We start from the raw sequence: 18,200 nt of genomic DNA on the forward strand, positions 1-18,200 counted from the left end.
ACCGGCCGGAATGGTTGGCCGAGCCGGCCGACGTGCAGGCGAGGGGTTCCCCCACGCGCGTCACGCCGGGTTCAGGGTCACCGGGACACCGTTGAAGACCGCGTTGCCCGAGGGCACGTCGACCACCGAATCATCGGTCAGCACATTGGCATTGACGCCCGCGTGCGCCCGCGCCACCGTCTGCGTGCTGTCGGTGTGGCCCCAGCCGTGCGGCAGGCTCACCACGCCGGGCATGATCGTCTCGGTCGGCTCCAGCGGCACCGTCAGCGTGCCCGCCGCCGACTTCACCACCGCGTGCTCGCCTAGCCCGAGCCGCGCCACATCGGCCGGATTGATATGCAGCGTGCACCGATTCGACCCGCTCACCAGCTGGCCGATGTTGTGCATCCAGCTGTTGTTGGACCGCAGCTGACGCCGCCCGATCAGCACCACGTCCGGCGCGGTGTCGGCCAGCCGGGCCCGCATCCTGGCCACATCGTCGAGCAGCTGCCGCGGTGCGAGTTCCACCTTCTTCGACTCGGTGCGCAGCGCGCCGGGCAGCTTCGGCTGCAACGGCCCGAGGTCGATACCGTGCGGATTGTCGAGCAGCACTTGCAGATTCAGCGTGCCGCCGTTCCATTCGCCGTACGGCCCGAGGCGAAGCATCAGGTCGAGGCGCTGTTCGGTGGTGTCGGTCCCGATCAATTCACCGCGCCGGTCCGCCATTCCGGCTTTCTGCAGCATGCCCGCGATGATCAGTTCGTCCACTCCGGTGAGCGGGTCCACCCCGTCCGCACCCTCGTGCGGCATGCCCGAGACCGCCGCGGCCAGGCGCGCCAGCACCCCCGACTCCGACGGGCGATCGCCGAGCGGCACCAACGGCCGGGAGTAGTGGGCGTAGTTGTGCACCGCGAACTGCAGCAGGGCGAAGTCGTAGTGCGGTGACTGCACCGGTCGCGGCGGCGGCAGGATCACGTCGGCGTGCCTGGTGGTTTCGTTGCGGTAGCGGTCCACGCTGACCATGAAGTCGAGCTGGGCGAAGGCGGCGTCGAGCCGGGCACCGCTCGGCGCGGACAGCACCGGGTTGCCCGCGACCGTCACCAGCGCGCGGATCTGCCCCTCGCCCGGGGTGAGGATCTCGTCGGCCAGCGTCGCGACCGGCAGTTCACCCATCGCCTCGGGCAGTCCCCGCACCCGGCTGGTCCAGCGGCCGAGCCGGAACGGCCTGCTGCGCGTGATCCCGCCCGCCGCCGCGGTGGCGAACATCGCCCCGCCCGGCGCGTCCAGGTTGCCGGTCAACGCGTTGATCGCATCGACGAGCCACTGGGTGATGGTGCCGAACTCCGCTGTGCAGGTGCCGATCCTGGCGTACACCGCCGCGGTCGGCGCGGCCGCGAGCTCGCGGGCGAGGCGGATCACCGTCGCTGCGGGCACCCCGGTGCGTACCGCCACCGAGTCGGGGCTGAAGGCCGCTGCGGCCGTGCGCAGTTCGTCGAGCCCGGCGACCTCGACCCGCAGGTCGGTGAGCTGCTCGGCGAACAGCGTGTGCACGATGCCGAACAGCAGGTACGCGTCGCTGCCTGGTCGGATGAACAGGTGCTCGTCGGCCAGCTTCGCGGTCCGGGTGACGCGCGGGTCCACCACCACGAACCGGCCGCCGCGGCGCTGCAACGCCTTCAATCGCCCGGGGAAATCCGGTGCGGTGCACAGCGACCCATTCGACTCCAGCGGATTCGCGCCGAGCATCAGCAGGTAATCGGTGCGATCCAGATCCGGGACCGGCACCGTGAGCGGATCGCCGAACATCAGCCCGCTGGCCACCTGCTTGGGCATCTGGTCGGCGGTACTCGCCGAGAAAAGGTTCTTGGTGCTCAACGCGCGCAGCAGCACAGGAACATAGAGCGCCCCAGCCACGGTGTGTGCGTTCGGGTTGCCCAGATAGGCTGCCGCCGCCTGTTTTCCATGTTCGGCGAGCACCGCGGGAAAGCGTTCCGCGATCAGATCGAACGCCTCGTTCCACGAGGCGGTCCGCCAGGTATCGGTGGCCCGGTCGCGAATCATCGGCTCGGTCACCCGATCGGGGTCTTCGTCGAGATGACCGAAGCTCGCCCCCTTGGGACAGATGAATCCCTTGCTGAAGGGGTCCTGCTTGTCGCCGCGGACCGAGGTCACATGGTCATCGGAATCGAGGGTGAGCTCGAGTCCGCACACCGCCTCGCAGAGCGGGCAGGTGCGCAACAGGTTGCGTGAATCCGTGATCGAGGCCATGGCACATCCTCCCGCGCTATGGCCGGTCTGGAAAGAGCACACGGGATATGCGAGGCAGGTGCAGGCTACGACGACCGATACCCGCTACCTCTACTTCGGTACATCGAAGTACGGGGTGCGGGTGTCCAGGGCGGCTGCGGCGCCCCTCATATCGACCGAGCGACTGCTGGAAGCAGAACGACCGATACCGGAGCGCCGGGGCTGTCGACGCGAATCGGATATCGGTCGTAGTGGCCGGGGGTCACCCGGCCGTCGTGCAAAACCTCTAGCAGGCGACGCTGGTGAGCTGGTCGCGCTTCTGCGCGGTCGCGGCCCGGACGGCGGCGCTGATCGCGACCACCGGCGGAACCCAGCGGGCCTCGCCCGGTGCGACACCCCAGCAGGCCGAACCGGCCAGCAGGTGGGTGGGCGGCAGCGGGACGGTCGCGCCGTCGGTGTGCACGATGGCACCCGCGGCGGTCAGCGCCTCGAGCGCCATAGCGGCCTTGCGGACGCCGGTGACCAGGTGGATCTCGCGACGCTCCGCGCCGGGCAGTTCGATGACCGGGCCGGAAAGATTGTTCGCCCGCAGAAAGCGGCGAACCTCGCCGGCCAGCTCGCCGCTGACCTCGATGGCCGAAAGGTCGTCATCGGTGATCAGGCAGAGACCGTTGGCCGTTTCTGCGACCGTCCATCCGCGCTGGGTGTAGTCCTGCGCAGCGGCGGTCATAGCGGCCGCCGAGACGGAAGTCGGAAACGTGGTGCGCACTGTTCTCTCCATTCCCCGGTAGATCTGGGTCCTGCATTCATGGGTCGTATCGGTGCCAGCTGTCCGCAGCGTTACGCGATCTTCGAAACTTCTTCGTCAGTGTTGGCTACGTCTCTTTCAGGCACCCTTGAAAGCAAATTGCTATGACGTTGCTCGAGCTTCGCAAATTGTGTTGTCCCCCGGCTACTTCGAGTCGCTGACCTGTCCTTTCGCTGCGTCATTACTGCGCGACCGCTGAGGATGATGGGACTGATGTGGTCTGCGCTACTTCTCCGGCTGGCTCGGATGTGGGATTGCGGGGAGGATTTCGACCATGAGCGATGAGTCCACCGGTGCGGGCAAGGGGACCGAGCTACCCGACCCGGCGGGGTACGAAGCCGAATCGCGGTGGATCACCTGGAAAGAATCAGCGACCCGCCGGTTCTCCCGCGCCGCTGTCATCGAGGAGGAGCAACCGGCCGAGCCGTTCGAGAGTCCGCGCGCCTTCGGCCAGTGGAGTGTCGAGGCGGCGCGCGGCTTGCTCGATGTGCAGTTCCGGCGGCCCGCCACCCGAACGCTGCTGCCGCTGGCCTACATCCTCGGTCTGGTGTTCGCCTGCGCCGTTCCGATCGCGCTGACAGTACTCATGTGGCGGGTCTCCGCGGTGCTGGGGGTGCTTGCCGCGGTGATCGGAATTCCGTTGGGGCTGACCATCGCGGCCGCGGTGCGCCTGATGCTGGAATTCCTGGTGAACGCGTCCCGGTTGGCGACCAGGGTGGAGCACATCAGCGAGCTGGCCGACGATTTGTTCCAGGCGCTGTCCGATGTCGCCGAACCGGTCAATCAGCTCTCCGAAGACGTTCGCGCCGTGCAGTTCTGGCGCTTCCGCAAGGGCGGCTCGCGCAGGTAGACGCATCGAATCTCGCCAGGCACAGGGCATTTGGCGTTGTTTTGCCACCGGCCTAGCTGTGACATCCATCGTGACCTATGTCCGTTTTGCTGTGAAACAATGCTGTTTGGATGCCGGTATACCGACGACAGCATCTGGTAGGGATGGTCACAATGACGAACTCGTGAGGGGTTCGGCAGTGCGACCGGCGCACGGCAACGAGGGGGGAACAAACTTATGGCTTTACCGCAGGGGACCACTGGATCGACGATGCCCCGGCGCCAGCTGGGGCGTCATTTGCGTGATCTGCGCAATCGCGCCCGGATGACCACCAGGACGGCGGCTCAGCAGCTGGAATGGTCGGAGGCCAAGATCTGGCGGATCGAGACGGGCCAAACCTCCTTGCGCAGCCTCGATGTCGAGGCGATGTGCAAGGTCTACGGCGCGCCGTCCGATCTGATCGGTCCGCTCACCGCCTTGGCGCGGGAGACCAAGGCGCGGGGGTGGTGGACCGCCTACGGTGACGTCATCGCCGAGGGTTTCGAGGTGTACATCGGCCTCGAGGAGGCCGCGTCCCGGCTGTCGACCTACGAGAACGAACTGGTGCCCGGCCTGTTGCAGACCGAGGCGTACACGCGGGCGCTGCTGGCGGCCGCGCGCCCCGATATGTCCGCGAGCGAGATCGATCGCCGGGTGCAGCTGCGAATGGCCCGGCAGGCACTCGTCACCCGGGCCGACGCGCCGCTGCAGCTCGACGCGGTGATCAGCGAAAGCGTGCTGTGGCGCCGCATCGGCGGGGCCGAGGTGGCCGCCGGGCAGCTGGCGCACCTGCGGCAGATGTGCGACCTGCCCAACGTCGGAATCCAGGTGGTGCCACCGGATTCCGGCTACCACGAGGGCATGGACTCGGGCCGGTTCGTCATGCTCGAATTCCCCGAGTTGCGGGTCGGTGAGCAGCCCGAGCCGCCGGTGGTCTACGTCGAGGCGTTCACCGGACCGGTCTACCTGGACAAGGAGAACGACATCGACCGGTACCGAAGGGCTTTCGCGAGCCTGGGTGCGGTGGCGGTGGACGCACGCGAACGCATCGAAGCAGCGCGCGAGAGCTGCGCCGTCTGAAGTCTGTTGTGCCTCAGCAGTTTCGGCTGGGCCTCAGCACTTTCGACCGGGCGAGGGCCACGTGTCGCTCAGCACCGCACGGTGGGTGGGCAGTGCCTGCTGGTAGACCTCGCGGCCCTTCTCGGTGAGGCAGACGAACACGGCGCGACGGTCCTCGGGGCACATGGTGCGCGAGACGAGGCCGTCGCGTTCGAGCCGGGCCACCGCACGCGAGAGCGCGCTTTGGCTGAGGTAGATGTCGTTGGCCAGATCGCTCATCCGATAGTCGCCACAGTTGGCGTCGACCAGCCGGTCCAGCGTCTCGAACTCGCTGAGTCCGATCCGATGCTGTCCCTGTAGCGCTTTTTCCAGTGCGCAACTCACCGTCGCATGCCGGTCGAGCAGCTCACGCCACTCGCCAACCAGCCCGGTCGGCGCGACGGTGCGCCGGGCTGTCTCGATTGCCGACGGGTTCGACATGGCCCCATCCTAGTGGCCGCCGGAGGTCTATGCAACTGCATTAAATGTGTTGGCATTTAATGCGTGCGCATGTAACGTACCCCGCATGACTTCACCGGCAACCCCGGCGGCCGCCTCCGCGACCGACGCGAACGTATGGACAACCCGGCTTTGGGGCATGCTGATCACGTTGTGCATCGTGCTGTTCCTCGATGGCCTCGACGTCTCGATGATCGGCGTAGCGCTGCCGTCCATCGGCAATGAATTGGATCTCTCGACCTCCACCCTGCAGTGGCTGGTCAGCGGCTACATCCTCGGCTACGGCGGCCTGCTGCTGCTCGGCGGACGCACCGCCGACCTGTTCGGGCGCCGCAAGGTCTTCCTGATCGCACTGGCCGTCTTCGCCGTCGCCTCGCTGGCCGGTGGCCTGGTCAGCTCCGGGCCGCTGCTCATCCTCACCCGATTCATCAAGGGCCTGGCGGCCGCGTTCACCGCGCCGACCGGCCTGTCGATCATCACCACCAACTTCGCCGAGGGCCCGGCCCGTAACAAGGCGCTGTCCATCTACACCGTGTTCGGCGCGGGCGGGTACTCGTCCGGCCTGCTGTTCGGTGGCCTGATGACCGGGGTCGGCTGGCGCTGGACCTTCCTGCTGCCGGTCCCGATCGCGCTGGCCGCGCTGGCCGCGGCGTGGGTGCTGGTGCCCAAGGACAAGCCCGCCGAGGAAGGCGGCCACGACCTGTTCGGCGCGCTGCTGTCCACCTCCGCGATGCTGCTGCTGGTCTACACCGTCGTCACGGCGCCGGAAGCGGGCTGGGCGTCCGCGCGCACCCTCGGTTCGTTCGCCGCGGTGCTGGTCTTGTTCGCCGGCTTCGTCGCGGTGGAGAAGCGGGTCAAGCACCCGCTGGTCCGGCTCGGCATCTTGCGCAAGGTCTCGCTGGTCCGCGCCAGCTTGGCGATCGTCGCGGTGGCCGGTTCCTACTTCAGCTGGCAGTTCATCGTGACCCTGTACATGCAGGACACTCTGGGCTGGTCGCCGCTGAAGCTGTCGATGGCGCTGCTGCCGGTCGGCCTGATGGTCGCGCTGTCCGCGGTGTTCTCCGACAAGCTGGTCGACCGGTTCGGCACCGGCCCGATCATCGGCGTCACCATGGCCGTGATGGCCGTCGGCTACCTGATGTTCCTGCGACTGGACACCGCGCCGTCGTACTGGACGATGCTGCTGCCCGCGATCATGCTGATCGGCATCGGCTGGGTCGGCTTCCCCGCCATCAACATTCAGGCGACCAACGGAATCGACGACGACGAGCAGGGTCTCGCGGCAGGCGTGCTGCAGACCTCGATGCAGGTGGGTGCGGCCATCGTGCTCGCGGTGACCACCGCGATCATCGCGTCGGGCAGCCACGGTGACACCTCGCCGACGGCGATGCTGGACACCTACCGTCCCGGCCTGATCTTCGCCGCGGCCGTCTCCATCGTCGGTGCGCTGGTTGCCCTTTCGGCCTTCTTCGGCAAGCGCGCCAAGCAGGCCGAGCGTGCTCCGGAACCGGAGCTCGAGCTCGTCGGCTGACCTCCGACAGCCGACACGAAAAAGGCCGGTGCCACCGCGAGGTGGTGCCGGCCTGTTTCGTGCTACTCAGGAAAAGGGCGGTGCGGCAGTGTCTTTGGCCGAGCGGATGAAGGTCAGCGGGCTACCGTCGCGGCCGACCGTCGGCCAGTCGATGCCGAGCTGCGGATCGAAAGCATCGATGTCCCTGTCGAATTCGGGCGTGTACTCCAGCGAGCACAGATAGGTGACGGTGGAGTTGTCCTCCAGCGAGAGGATCGCGTGACCGAGCCCCTCGGACAGGAACATCGAGCGCCGGTCGACATCGTCGAGCAGCACGCTGTCCCAGCGTCCGTAGGTGGGTGAACCGGGGCGCAGGTCGACGACCACGTCGAGAAACGCACCGCGCACACAGGTTACGTACTTCGCCTGGCCCGGCGGATCCTCGGTGTAGTGGATGCCGCGCAGCACCCCGGCGGCCGAGACCGAGCAGTTCACCTGCCGCAGATCGAACGGCCGGCCCGTCACCTTCTCGAACTCCGAGGCCTTGAATCCCTCGAGAAACATGCCGCGGCCGTCGCCGAGCTGGCGCGGGGTGATCACCCAGGCGCCGGGGACGTCGAGCTCCCGGAACTCCATGCTCACCAGTCCCGGCCGCGTTCGAGGATGTCGAGCAGGTAGCTGCCGTAACCGGAGCGGGTCAGCGGTTCGGCCAGCTTGCACAGCTGTTCGTCGTCGATATAGCCCATCCGCCAGGCCACCTCCTCCGGCACGCCGATCTTGAGGCCCTGCCGCTCCTCGATGGTGCGCACGTAGTTGGCGGCGTCGAGCAGGGAGTCGAAGGTGCCGGTGTCGAGCCAGGCCGTGCCGCGCGCGAGCACGTCGACCCGCAGCCGATCCTGTTCCAGGTAGGCCCGATTGATGTCGGTGATCTCGTATTCGCCACGCGCGGAAGGCCGTAGCGTGCGCGCGATCTCGACCACGTCGTTGTCGTAGAAGTACAGCCCGGGGATGGCGTAGTTCGAGCGCGGGGTCTTGGGCTTCTCCTCGATGGACACCGCGCGTCCCTCGGTGAACTCGACCACGCCGTATGCCGTCGGGTCCGATACCCAGTAGGCGAACACCGCACCGCCATCGATCCCGGCGAAGCGGTTCAGGCTGGTGCCGAGCCCGGGGCCGTGAAAGATGTTGTCGCCGAGCACCAGCGCCGCGTTGTCGGTGCCGATGTGGTCGGCGCCGAGCACGAAGGCGCGGGCCAGACCGTCCGGCTCGGGCTGCACCACGTAGCTGATCGAGAGGCCGAACTGCGCGCCGTCGCCGAGCAGCCTGCCGAACGCGTCGGCGTCCTCGGGCGTGGTGATGACGAGGATGTCGCGGATGCCCGCGAGCATCAGTGTGGACAGCGGGTAGTAGACCATGGGCTTGTCGTAGACCGGGACCAGCTGCTTGCTGACCCCGCGTGTAATCGGGTGTAACCGGGAGCCGGTACCACCCGCCAAGATAATTCCCCGCATGACCAGGAGTCTGCCAGTTCGGCCTGCGCCAAGCGTCGGCGAGGTTCCGAGTGTTCGTCGAATTGATTACGGAATCGGCGTTCACGGTTTCCGGAGCGGTCGGTTCAGCGATTCTGTTGCTTAGGTCACACAAGCATGGTGTTCTGAAACAACACTGTGTGAGATGTCAGCGCCGACAGCTCGCCTGGGACCGCTCGGTCGTGGCTCGGCGCGCCAGTTGGTGAGGTAGGTGCGCGATGGCAGCGACCAGGGTCGGCGAGTCAGCCACTGTCATGAATCCGGAGAATCTGAGTGCCCCCGCGCGTCTGGTCCTGGCGGCCTGCCTCGGCGTGGTCCGCCCCGCGTTGCGCGCCGCACCGATCACCCGCGCGACCATCCCGATCGGCGCGCTGGCGATCGACACACTCGCCAGGTTGCGGCCGGAGCCGCAGGGCATCGATCGGGAGCAGGTGTCGCTCAACGGTTTCCGGATGGAGATCGTGCGGCCCGCTGGCGCGGCCAGGGCACTGCGCCACGGCGCCCTGCTATACATGCACGGCGGCGGATTCGCGGTCTGCGGGTTGCGTACCCACCGGCCGGTCGCGGCGAGCCTGGCGCGGCGCACGGGCCTGCCCGTGGTGAACGTCGACTATCGGCAGTTGCCGAGCAGGCGCATCACCAACTCGGTCGACGACTGTCTCACCGCCTACCGCTGGCTGTTGCGCCACGGCGCGGACGCCCGCCGGATCGTCTTCGCCGGTGACTCGGCGGGCGGTTACCTGGCCTTCGCCACCGCACTGCGCGCGATCGAGGTGGGCCTGCCCGCCCCCGCCGGACTGGTCGGACTGAGTCCGCTGCTCGACCTGGACTACGCCGCGAAGCGAACTCACATGAATGTGCGGAAAGATCCGTACATCCCGCTGCTCGCACTGGAAGCCGTGGTCCGCATCGGCGCGGAGATCGACGGCAAGCTCGACCCGCTGCTGTCCCCGGTCAACGGGCTCCTGGCGGGCCTGCCGCCGGTGCTGCTGATCGCCGCCGAAGACGAGGTGCTCCGCTACGACTGCGAGTTGATGGCGCAGCGGCTCACCGCGGCAGGCGTGCCGAACGCGGTGGAGCTCTGGCGCGGCCAGGTGCACGCGTTCATGAGCATCGCACCGAGCCTGCCGGAGAGCAGGGCGGCCCTGGCCAGGGTGTCGCGCTTCGTCCGGGCTCGGATCGAGGAAGGCCAACAGGCGCGGACGGCGTAAGCCGGCCGGCCTGTCCAGGCGAGCCCCGTTCCGCTGTGGCCGGGACGGGGCTCGCGCATGCCGGGACAACGAAAAACCCCGCCCGGCAATGGCCGAGCGGGGTTCTGCTTCGTATTCGGTTGTGCGCGTTGCCTACTTGGCAGGCGCGGGCACCGGCGGCTGGTTGATCGTTGTGAAGTACTGGATCGCCGCGCCGATGGCGACCGGGGCGGTCACCAGGATCTGGCCTGCGACGACGCCGAGGGCGCCGACGGCGATGATGCCGCCGAGGCAGCCGATGGCAGCGGCAGGCAGGAACGGGCCGAACAGGCCGATGATGGTGGCCGAGGCCGCAGCAGCACCGAGGATGCCGCCGAGCACACAACCGACCGCCGCGCCGCCCAGGCCACCGACCAGGGTGCCGATGGTGGCACCCATCGAGATGGTGCTGGTCATCCGGCTCCAGGCCGCCTGCTCACGGTCGTAGTCGTTCTTCCACGGCGCCTTGTCCTCGAACGGCAGCGCGACCGGCTTGTAGGTCGCCTTGTCCATCTCGAACTGCGGGGTCAGCGTCGCGGTGCGATCGGAGATGTTCGCCGCGATCGGGAACTCGAACTCGTCGACCCGGAACTTCAGCGGGGTGCCCGCGACCACGTCGCCGTTGGCGGCCTTGATCTTGAACACGCCGTCCTCGACGACCATCGAGCCGGCATCGGTCTTGATGATGGAGGTCTGGTTCACCGCCTCGGCGGTGAAGTTGACTGCGTCTGCGCCCGCCTCGGGGGCAGCGTTCACAGTGCCTGCGGTGACGCCGAGCGCGGCGATGAGCAGTGCCGAGGTAGCGGCAAATTTCTTGATAAGCATGATCGTGGTCCTCATCCAGGTGCTTGTGGCAGGGGGTGGGGGCCGGAAACTGATCGCACACTTCAGTAACACGGCCGGGCCGGTGGAACCCCCGCCCCACGGGGCTGTCGAGCGGGGGTTCCTCTGGCTCGCTTCTTCAGTTATGCGAACTCAGTTGTGGATCGATTCAGTTGGATAAGAGAGCTTCTCGGCTCTACTTCGGCGGCGCGGGGGGCGCGTTGAACGGCTGGTTGATCGTGGTGAAGTACTGGATCGCCGCGCCGATGGCGACCGGGGCGGTCACCAGGATCTGGCCGGCCACGGTGCCGAGGGCGCCGACGGCGATGATGCCGCCGAGGCAGCCGATGGCAGCGGCCGGAAGGAAGGGGCCGAACAGGCCGATGATGGTGGCCGAGGCGGCGGTGGCACCGAGGATGCCGCCGAGCACGCAGCCGACGGCCGCGCCGCCGAGACCACCGACGAGCGTGCCGACGGTGGCACCCATCGAGATGGTGCTGGTCAGTCGGCTCCAGGCGGCCTGCTCACGGTCGTACTCGGACTTCCACGGTGCCTTGTCCTCGAAGGGCAGGGCGACCGGCTTGTAGGTCGCCTTGTCCATGTCGATTTGCGGGGTCAGCGTCGCAGTGCGGTCGGAGATGTCGGCCGCGATCGGGAACTCGAACTCATCCACGCGGAACTTCAGGTCGGTACCCGCGATGGTGGTGCCGTTGGCGGCCTTGATCTTGAAAATACCGTCTTCGACGACCATGGAACCGGCATCGGTCGTGATGATGGACTGGGTGGCGGTAGAGCTCGCCGTGAAGTTGACGGCTCCGCTTTCTGCCTCGGGGGCCGGAGCGGCGTTGACGGTGCCTGCCGTCACGCCGAGGGCGGCGATCAGCAGCGCCGACGTCGCGGCGAATTTCCTCATCAGCATTGTGTTGAAAACCTCGATGTGAAGCGTTCGGAGGGGACTAGACGATCGAAATCTAGACCAGCTAACGAGTGGTGAACCGGTTGTGACCTTTTATTCAAATTTTGTTCACCAAAGAGACCCATGGCATGGTGGGGTTGCGGAAATATGCACGCCTGCCGTGGTTTTGGGCGGCGAACCGGACTGGCCGTCCTATATCTACCGGAGGGTATGAGACGAAGGTCACAGAGCGCAACTCTGGCGGATCGGCTGAGATCTCCTGCTGTTGCGCCGATCCCGCTGTCGTGCACCCACCGAAGTAGAGTCATGGGGTGCGCTTGCTTGTCACCGGCGGAGCCGGATTCATCGGAGCCAACTTCGTCAAGCAGACCGTTGCCGACCGTCCCGAAACCACCGTAACGGTGCTCGACGCACTGACCTACGCGGGAAATCGCGCCTCGCTGGACCCGGTGGCCGACCGGATCGATTTCGTGCACGGCGATATCGCCGACCTCGATCTGGTCGACGAGCTGGTCAGTGGCGTCGACGCGGTGGTGCATTTCGCCGCCGAATCGCACAACGACAACTCGCTGGCCGAGCCGTGGCCGTTCGTGCAGACCAATATCATCGGCACCTATTCACTGCTGCAGGCCGTGCGCCGCTACGACGTGCGCTACCACCACGTCTCCACCGACGAGGTCTACGGCGATCTCACCCCTGACGAGCCCGCGTTCACCGAACGCACCCCGTACAACCCGTCGAGCCCGTACTCGGCCACCAAGGCCTCGAGTGATCTGCTGGTGCGCGCCTGGACCCGCTCGTTCGGTGTCCGCGCCACGCTGTCGAACTGCAGCAACAACTACGGCCCGTATCAGCATGTGGAGAAGTTCATCCCGCGCCAGATCACCAATTTGATCGATGGCGTCCGGCCGCGGCTCTACGGCGCCGGCCATCAGGTGCGCGACTGGATCCACGTCGACGACCACAACCGCGCCGTGTGGGACATCCTGGAGCGCGGCCGGATCGGGCAGACCTATCTGATCGGCGCCGACGGCGAACTGGACAACAAGTCCGTGGTGCGGATGATCCTGCAGGCCTTCGACCGCGACCCGGACGACTTCGACCACGTCACCGATCGACCGGGCCACGACCAGCGCTACGCCATCGACGCGACGCTGCTGCGCACCGAACTCGGCTGGGCCCCGCGCTACGCCGACTTCCGCGCGGGCCTCGCGGCGACCGTCCAGTGGTACCGCGACAACGAATCCTGGTGGCGCCCCTACAAAGCCATCACCGAGCGCGCGTACGTGGCGGCGGGCGAACAGACCCTCACCCCAACCGACTAGCCGCACACTTTCCGTTTTCCCGCACCGAGATTCGCCTGCGATTCCAGGTGCGGGAAATCAAGAACGATCCGGCTCAGCCCCAAACGATGTCGTAGTACTTCCAGACCGCGCCGATGAGGGCGATCACGGTGGCGACGATGACGGTGACCGCGGGGCCGACGGTCGGGGTGCGGCCCGCGATGTTGGTGAGCCGCAACGGCATCCAGCGCAGCAGTACCGCGAAGGCGATGATGGCCAGCGGCACGAAGTAGCGGCCCTGCACACCGTCGATGATGTAGTAGCCGACCGGCGTGAACGACATGTACAGCGTCACGTAGATCATCGCCACGCTGGCCGCCACGGTCAGTGCGACGAGCAGGGTGCGCCGGAAGGTGGCCGCGCTCAGCCGATCCGCGACACCGATGCTCACCGCGAAGGCGAACAGGCAGGCCAGCATCGTCAGCGCGGGGACATCGATGTAGGCGAAACCGAGCTCACCGAAGAACTGGCTGAACCACCGTTGGTCGCGCAGTGCGATGCTCTCGCCGAACACGGAGATGAAATGCCCTGGATCGGTGAGAATTCCGCGCAGCTGCTCGCCCGGCTGCACCGAGCGCCACTGGTGCTCGGGCCGCATCAGCCCCATGCCGTCGCCGGTGGGTGCCGCGATCTTCATCCACGCGGCGAAGACCAGGCCGCCCGCGGCCGCGAAGGCCCACGGGATCCAGCGCCGCCAACCGGCGAAGCCCAGCCGGTCCGCGGGCACCAGCACCACCAGCATTGCGAGCAGTACATAGGTCGGCTTGCTCACCGGCAGCAGGATCGTCGCGGCAAGCAGCGCACCGGTTTCCACGCGACCGAGCCGGTCGCCGAGGAACAGCGACTTCACCAGCAGCGCCGACACCATGATGGCCAACGCGTTGGTCATGGTGTCCGCGGTGACGGTGCCCGCTTGGAACACCGCGATCGGCAGCACCGCGACGGTGAACGCCAGCCACTGCACCCGATGCCTGCGCAGCGCGTACAGACCGAAGCCGACCACCGTCAGGTAGGCGAGCAGCCCGGCGAGCCTGGTCAGCGCGATCATCCCGCCGACGTCGAGCCCGAACAGCTCGGCCAGTCGAATACCCACGGCGGCAGGGATATACGGCACCGGCGAGTAGGCGGCGGTGTTGGTGAACCAGACCGGTTCGGTGGCGTCGGAGACCGCGGCCCCGCCGAGCCGGTCGTAGGCGCCCGGGTCCTCGACCATCGAGCCCGGCTCTTCGGGGTTGGTCGTGTAGTCGCGCAGCGCGTAACCCATTACGGCGGTGATGCTTTTCGGCACATCGCCGCCGTAGGCGACGCCGCGCGTGTCGTGAATCTGCTGCGGCAACAGCCCGCCGTGCGCGACCTGGTAGGCGCGGCCGAACTGGGTGATCTCGTCGTGGCCCCAGAAGGGCGGCGTGAGAACGGTGAACAGCCCGCCGAAGATCGCGACGAGCACGGTGAACGCGACCGTTGCCCCGCCGAGCCGCGTCACGATCCGCGCGCCGAAGTCACGAGCCGACCCGGACTTGGCCGGAGCCTCGACCGAGGTGGTCTTCATCGACCCGTTGGCCGATTCAGCAGCCGATTCGTCCAGCGCCCGTGCCGAACTCGATTCGGTGTCCTCCGCCGCGGTGGTCACAGTCCTGCTCCGCCGGTGCGGGCGTCACCGCCGTTGCCGTTGGGCTGGTGCTCGTCCGCGCTCACCGCGGAATAGCGCAGGTACACCAGTCGCGCGGCCTCGTGCCGCGAGCGCCGGATGCCGTCCAGGATCAGACCCGCGGTCCACGCCAGGCTGCCGAGCAGCAGCAATGTGAAGGCGAGGAACAACGTCGGGAACCGGGGCACCTCACCGGTGTTGTAGAACTCGACCACGATCGGGACGCTCAGAATGATGGAAACCAGCCAGCTCAGCGTGCCGAACAGGCCGTAGAACGCGACCGGGCGCTCGTGCCTGGCCAGGCCGATGATCAGCGCCAGGATCTTGAAACCGTCGTGATAGGTGCGCAGCTTGCTCTCGCTGCCCGCGGGGCGGTCGCGGAAACCGACCGGCACCGCGGTCCGCGGCACCCGCAGGTGCAGCGAGTGCACCGTCAGCTCGGTCTCGATCTCGAACTCGCGCGACACGGCGGGGAAGCTCTTCACGAATCGGCGGGAGAACACCCGGAAGCCGCTCAGCATGTCTTCGACGTTCTCGCCGAACACCTTGCCGACCACGCCGTTGAGCACCTTGTTGCCGGTCTCGTGGCCCGTGCGGTACGCCGACCCGCTCTCGTCCTGCCTGCGGACGCCGAGCACGTGGTCGTACGGACCGTCGAGCAGGGTCTTGATCATCAGCGGCGCGGCCGACGCCTCGTAGGTGTCGTCGCCGTCGATCATCAGATAGACATCGGCCTCGATGTCGGCGAAGGCGCGGCGCACCACATTGCCCTTGCCCTTGGTGTATTCGTGGCGCACGATCGCACCGGCCTCGCGGGCGCGCTCGGCCGTCTTGTCCGTACTCAGGTTGTCGTAGACATAGACGACGATTCCCGGCACGGCGGCCAGCAGGTCGGCCACGACCTTGGCGACGGACGCCTCCTCGTTGTGGCACGGCACCACGGCGGCAATTCGAAGCTCGGTGGAGTCCACCCGGGTCAATCCTCGCGATCGGTGGTGAATGTGGGAACACCGGGAGGGTACAGGGAACTCACTGCGGACGTGTGGCCGACCTCAGCGCGCCGACGGGGGAATTTTCGGTCGCGCCATGCCGCGCCGGGGCTGCGGTACCGTCGGGCCGTGCCAACCAGTGAATCGACCGCGCGGGCGGGCGAGACCGTGCCACCTGCCCAGGGATCGATCGTCGGGAAGGTGCTCGCCGCGCTGCGGCAGGGCAGCGCGTTCCTGGTGGTCGGGGCGATCGGCTTCCTCGTCGACGCGGGCACCTACAACCTCCTGGTGTTCTGGGGCGGCGAGGGCATGCTCTATCACTACCCGCTGCCCGCCAAGATCATTGCGATCGCGGTGGCCACGGTGGTCACCTATTTCGGCAACAAGTGGTGGACCTTCGCGCACAAGAAGACCGACAACCCGGGCCGCGAATACCTTCTCTATGCCGTCTTCAATGTCGTCGCGATCGGCCTGCAACTGGGGTGCCTCGGTTTCTCCCGGTACGTGCTCGACCTGTCCTCGCCGCTCTCGGACAACATCTCCGGCACGCTCATCGGCCAGATGGTGGCGGTGATCTTCCGCTACTGGGCCTACGACAAATTCGTCTTCACGGGCGCGGGCGAGCGCGGTGACGAGGCAGGCAGCGACGGAGCAGCGAACGCTCAGCAATCGAAATAGGACACGGCGGCACCACGGCTGAGCAGGCAGCTCGCTACGGTGGTTGATATCCTCACCCCCGCCGCGAACGGCATCCAGGGGCAGTCTGTCCCGTCCGGCACGATAACGATTTCGAGGACTTCATGGATCAGTCGGCTACCCAGGCCGTTACCGAAACGAACGATCGAGCGCCGGCCGTTGTCGCGCCTGCCTCGCTGCGCTCCGACCACCGGGCGCCGGATCGGCTGGTGTTGCAGCGCGGCATCTTCACCGGTCCCTCGGCGAAGGTGAGCGACGAGCTGTATGCCGTCGTCAAGGGTCGCGCGCATCGGGAACGCCAGGTGCTGCGGCTGGAGAAGGGCGCGGCCGCGCACACCAACACCTACTTCGGCCGATTCGCCGCGAGCTACTGGCAGCGCTGGACCACCGTCACCGAGGTGCGGGTGGCCATGGTGCTCGACGTGACCAAGAAGGCCAGGATCCGGCTGGTCGCCTCCGATATCGCGGGGCACCGCCGGATCATCGACACCGCGCAGGTCACCGAGAGCGGCCCGCTGACGCTCACCGCGCCGCTGGATCAGTACGTCGACGGCGGGGCGATCTGGCTCGAATTCGACGCCATCGGCGGCGACCTCGGGATCACCGAGGTCAGCTGGACCACGGCGGCGCCGGACCACATCCGGCCCGTCGCGATCGCCATCTGCACCTTCAACCGCGCCGAGGACTGCGCGCACACCGTCGCGGCGCTGGCCTCCGACGAGGTCGTGCTCGGCGCGATCGACGCGGTGTACGTGGTGGACCAGGGCACCGACCTGGTGCAGGACCGCCCGCTGTACCAAGAGGTCGTGCCGGTGTTCGGCGACAAACTGCGCTACCTGCGCCAGCCGAATCTCGGTGGGGCGGGCGGCTTCACACGCGGGCTCTACGAGGTGTCCGCGGCGAACGAGCACGCCGACGTCATCCTGATGGATGACGACATCCTGTGCGAACCGGAAACGGTGTTGCGGCTCAACGCCTTCGCCAACATGACGGTGGAGCCGACCCTGGTCGGCGCGCAGATGCTGTTCCTGCTCAACCCCGACTACCTCAATGTCGGCGCCGAAGAGGTGCATCTACAGCAGCTGCGGCACGGCCAGAAGGTGCCGAAGGCGTTGCGCAACACCAGCATGCTCAAGCGCAACCAGGAGCGTCGCGTCGACGCCGGGTACAACGCGTGGTGGACCTGCCTTATCCCGGCCGAGGTGGTCGCCAAGATCGGGTTGCCCGTGCCGATCTTCTTCCAGTGGGACGATGTCGAATACGGCATCCGCGCCCGCGAGAACGGTTTCGTCACGGTCACCCTGCCGAACGCGGCGGTGTGGCACGCGGACTTCTACTGGAAGGACTACGACGACTGGGCGCGCTACTTCAGTACGCGCAACTCGTTGATCGTCGGCTCGCTGCACACCGATCTCGACGGAAAGGCGATCACCCGCAAGCTGTTCCGTGAGCTGGCCGAACAGCTGGTCGCGATGCAGTACGGCCTGGTGCACACCACCCTGCAGGGCATCGAGGACTTCCTGAAGGGTCCGAAGGTGCTGCAGGACGGCGGTATCGCCGCGCTGGCCGCCGCGCGCGGCAGCCGGGCCGACTACCCGGAGACGATCAAGCATCCGGCCTCGACGCCGCCGGTTCGCTCCGGTGACATCCAGTTGCGCCGTGCCACCGGCGAACCGAGCCGCCCGCTGCTCGTGCTGATCAAGCGCGCCGTCAACCAGTGGTTCGGCCGCACCCAGCACGGCGTCATCGGCGTCACCCGCGAAGACGCGTACTGGTGGCATGTCTCGCTGTTCGACCACGTGGTGGTCACCGACGCCTCGCAGTCCGGCGTTCGCGTCCGTCAGCGGGACAAGGCGCGGGCCCGTCAGCTGCTGCGCCGCACCATTCATGTGCTGCGCAGGCTCCGCAACGAACTGCCTGCCCTGCAGCGGGAATACCGCGCCGCGGTGCCCGAGCTGACCAGCCGCGCCAACTGGGAGCGGCTGTACGGCATCGCGAATGCCAAGCAAGACAAGTGATCTCGCACGAACATGAGCAGGGGACGGGCCGCGCCCGTCCC

At 67.2% G+C, this 18,200-nt stretch carries 16 protein-coding genes; 7 read left to right on the forward strand and 9 right to left on the reverse strand.

What is annotated here, in order from left to right; genetic code table 11:
* Positions 1-60: 60 nt before the first annotated feature.
* Positions 61-2,247 (reverse strand): molybdopterin-dependent oxidoreductase, encoded by a 2,187-nt coding sequence (locus DMB37_RS21735; protein ID WP_135234283.1) that lies wholly within the window; start codon positions 2,245-2,247, stop codon positions 61-63.
* A gap of 265 nt (positions 2,248-2,512) precedes the next feature.
* Positions 2,513-2,995, reverse strand: coding sequence for a hypothetical protein (locus DMB37_RS21740; RefSeq protein ID WP_107659908.1), 483 nt, complete (start codon positions 2,993-2,995; stop codon positions 2,513-2,515).
* 313 nt (positions 2,996-3,308) lie between these two features.
* On the opposite strand from DMB37_RS21740, the gene DMB37_RS21745 reads away from it, so the two are divergent.
* The gene (locus DMB37_RS21745; RefSeq protein WP_135234284.1) at positions 3,309-3,884 is read left to right on the forward strand and encodes a DUF4282 domain-containing protein; all 576 of its coding nucleotides are present in this window, start codon (positions 3,309-3,311) and stop codon (positions 3,882-3,884) included.
* A 249-nt stretch (positions 3,885-4,133) separates the two neighbouring features.
* A complete protein-coding gene (locus tag DMB37_RS21750) occupies positions 4,134-4,982 on the forward strand; it encodes a helix-turn-helix transcriptional regulator (protein WP_240771607.1) in 849 nt (282 codons plus the stop codon).
* 33 nt (positions 4,983-5,015) lie between these two features.
* On the opposite strand, the gene DMB37_RS21755 is transcribed toward DMB37_RS21750, so the two are convergent.
* On the reverse strand, positions 5,016-5,441 hold the full coding sequence (locus DMB37_RS21755) for a MarR family winged helix-turn-helix transcriptional regulator (RefSeq protein WP_135234286.1): 426 nt from the start codon (positions 5,439-5,441) through the stop codon (positions 5,016-5,018).
* An 85-nt stretch (positions 5,442-5,526) separates the two neighbouring features.
* Here DMB37_RS21755 and DMB37_RS21760 point away from each other — a divergent pair, with 85 nt between their 5' ends.
* Positions 5,527-6,990, forward strand: a complete 1,464-nt coding sequence (locus DMB37_RS21760) for an MFS transporter (RefSeq protein ID WP_206055002.1) — start codon at positions 5,527-5,529, stop codon at positions 6,988-6,990.
* A 66-nt stretch (positions 6,991-7,056) separates the two neighbouring features.
* On the opposite strand, the gene DMB37_RS21765 is transcribed toward DMB37_RS21760, so the two are convergent.
* Positions 7,057-7,605 (reverse strand): dTDP-4-dehydrorhamnose 3,5-epimerase family protein, encoded by a 549-nt coding sequence (locus DMB37_RS21765; RefSeq protein ID WP_135234287.1) that lies wholly within the window; start codon positions 7,603-7,605, stop codon positions 7,057-7,059.
* A gap of 2 nt (positions 7,606-7,607) precedes the next feature.
* Complete coding sequence (rfbA, locus tag DMB37_RS21770; protein WP_135234288.1) at positions 7,608-8,480, reverse strand: glucose-1-phosphate thymidylyltransferase RfbA; 873 nt, start codon at positions 8,478-8,480, stop codon at positions 7,608-7,610.
* A 236-nt stretch (positions 8,481-8,716) separates the two neighbouring features.
* Between rfbA and DMB37_RS21775 the strand changes: the two genes are divergently transcribed.
* Complete coding sequence (locus DMB37_RS21775) at positions 8,717-9,709, forward strand: alpha/beta hydrolase (protein ID WP_135234289.1); 993 nt, start codon at positions 8,717-8,719, stop codon at positions 9,707-9,709.
* Positions 9,710-9,841: 132 nt separating this feature from the next.
* On the opposite strand, the gene DMB37_RS21780 is transcribed toward DMB37_RS21775, so the two are convergent.
* Positions 9,842-10,552, reverse strand: coding sequence for a hypothetical protein (locus DMB37_RS21780; protein WP_135234290.1), 711 nt, complete (start codon positions 10,550-10,552; stop codon positions 9,842-9,844).
* Between the two features lie 193 nt (positions 10,553-10,745).
* Positions 10,746-11,468: a hypothetical protein gene (locus tag DMB37_RS21785; RefSeq protein ID WP_135234291.1), complete on the reverse strand. Its 723-nt coding sequence runs from the start codon at positions 11,466-11,468 to the stop codon at positions 10,746-10,748.
* A gap of 308 nt (positions 11,469-11,776) precedes the next feature.
* On the opposite strand from DMB37_RS21785, the gene rfbB reads away from it, so the two are divergent.
* Positions 11,777-12,790, forward strand: coding sequence for a dTDP-glucose 4,6-dehydratase (gene rfbB, locus DMB37_RS21790; protein WP_135234292.1), 1,014 nt, complete (start codon positions 11,777-11,779; stop codon positions 12,788-12,790).
* A 73-nt stretch (positions 12,791-12,863) separates the two neighbouring features.
* On the opposite strand, the gene DMB37_RS21795 is transcribed toward rfbB, so the two are convergent.
* Together DMB37_RS21795 and DMB37_RS21800 are read right to left on the reverse strand one after the other, a co-directional pair.
* Positions 12,864-14,438 (reverse strand): DUF2142 domain-containing protein, encoded by a 1,575-nt coding sequence (locus tag DMB37_RS21795; protein WP_135234293.1) that lies wholly within the window; start codon positions 14,436-14,438, stop codon positions 12,864-12,866.
* Entirely contained in the window at positions 14,435-15,427 is a 993-nt protein-coding gene (locus DMB37_RS21800; protein WP_135234294.1) for a glycosyltransferase, read from the reverse strand. Before DMB37_RS21800 ends, DMB37_RS21795 begins: the two co-directional genes overlap by 4 nt.
* Positions 15,428-15,574: 147 nt before the next feature.
* Between DMB37_RS21800 and DMB37_RS21805 the strand changes: the two genes are divergently transcribed.
* Positions 15,575-16,123, forward strand: a complete 549-nt coding sequence (locus tag DMB37_RS21805) for a GtrA family protein (protein ID WP_240771608.1) — start codon at positions 15,575-15,577, stop codon at positions 16,121-16,123.
* A 122-nt stretch (positions 16,124-16,245) separates the two neighbouring features.
* Positions 16,246-18,159, forward strand: a complete 1,914-nt coding sequence (locus DMB37_RS21810) for a glycosyltransferase (protein WP_135234295.1) — start codon at positions 16,246-16,248, stop codon at positions 18,157-18,159.
* Positions 18,160-18,200 lie beyond the last annotated feature (41 nt).

The sequence above is a fragment of the Nocardia sp. CS682 genome, from assembly GCF_004634405.1.
Classification (GTDB): domain Bacteria; phylum Actinomycetota; class Actinomycetes; order Mycobacteriales; family Mycobacteriaceae; genus Nocardia; species Nocardia ninae.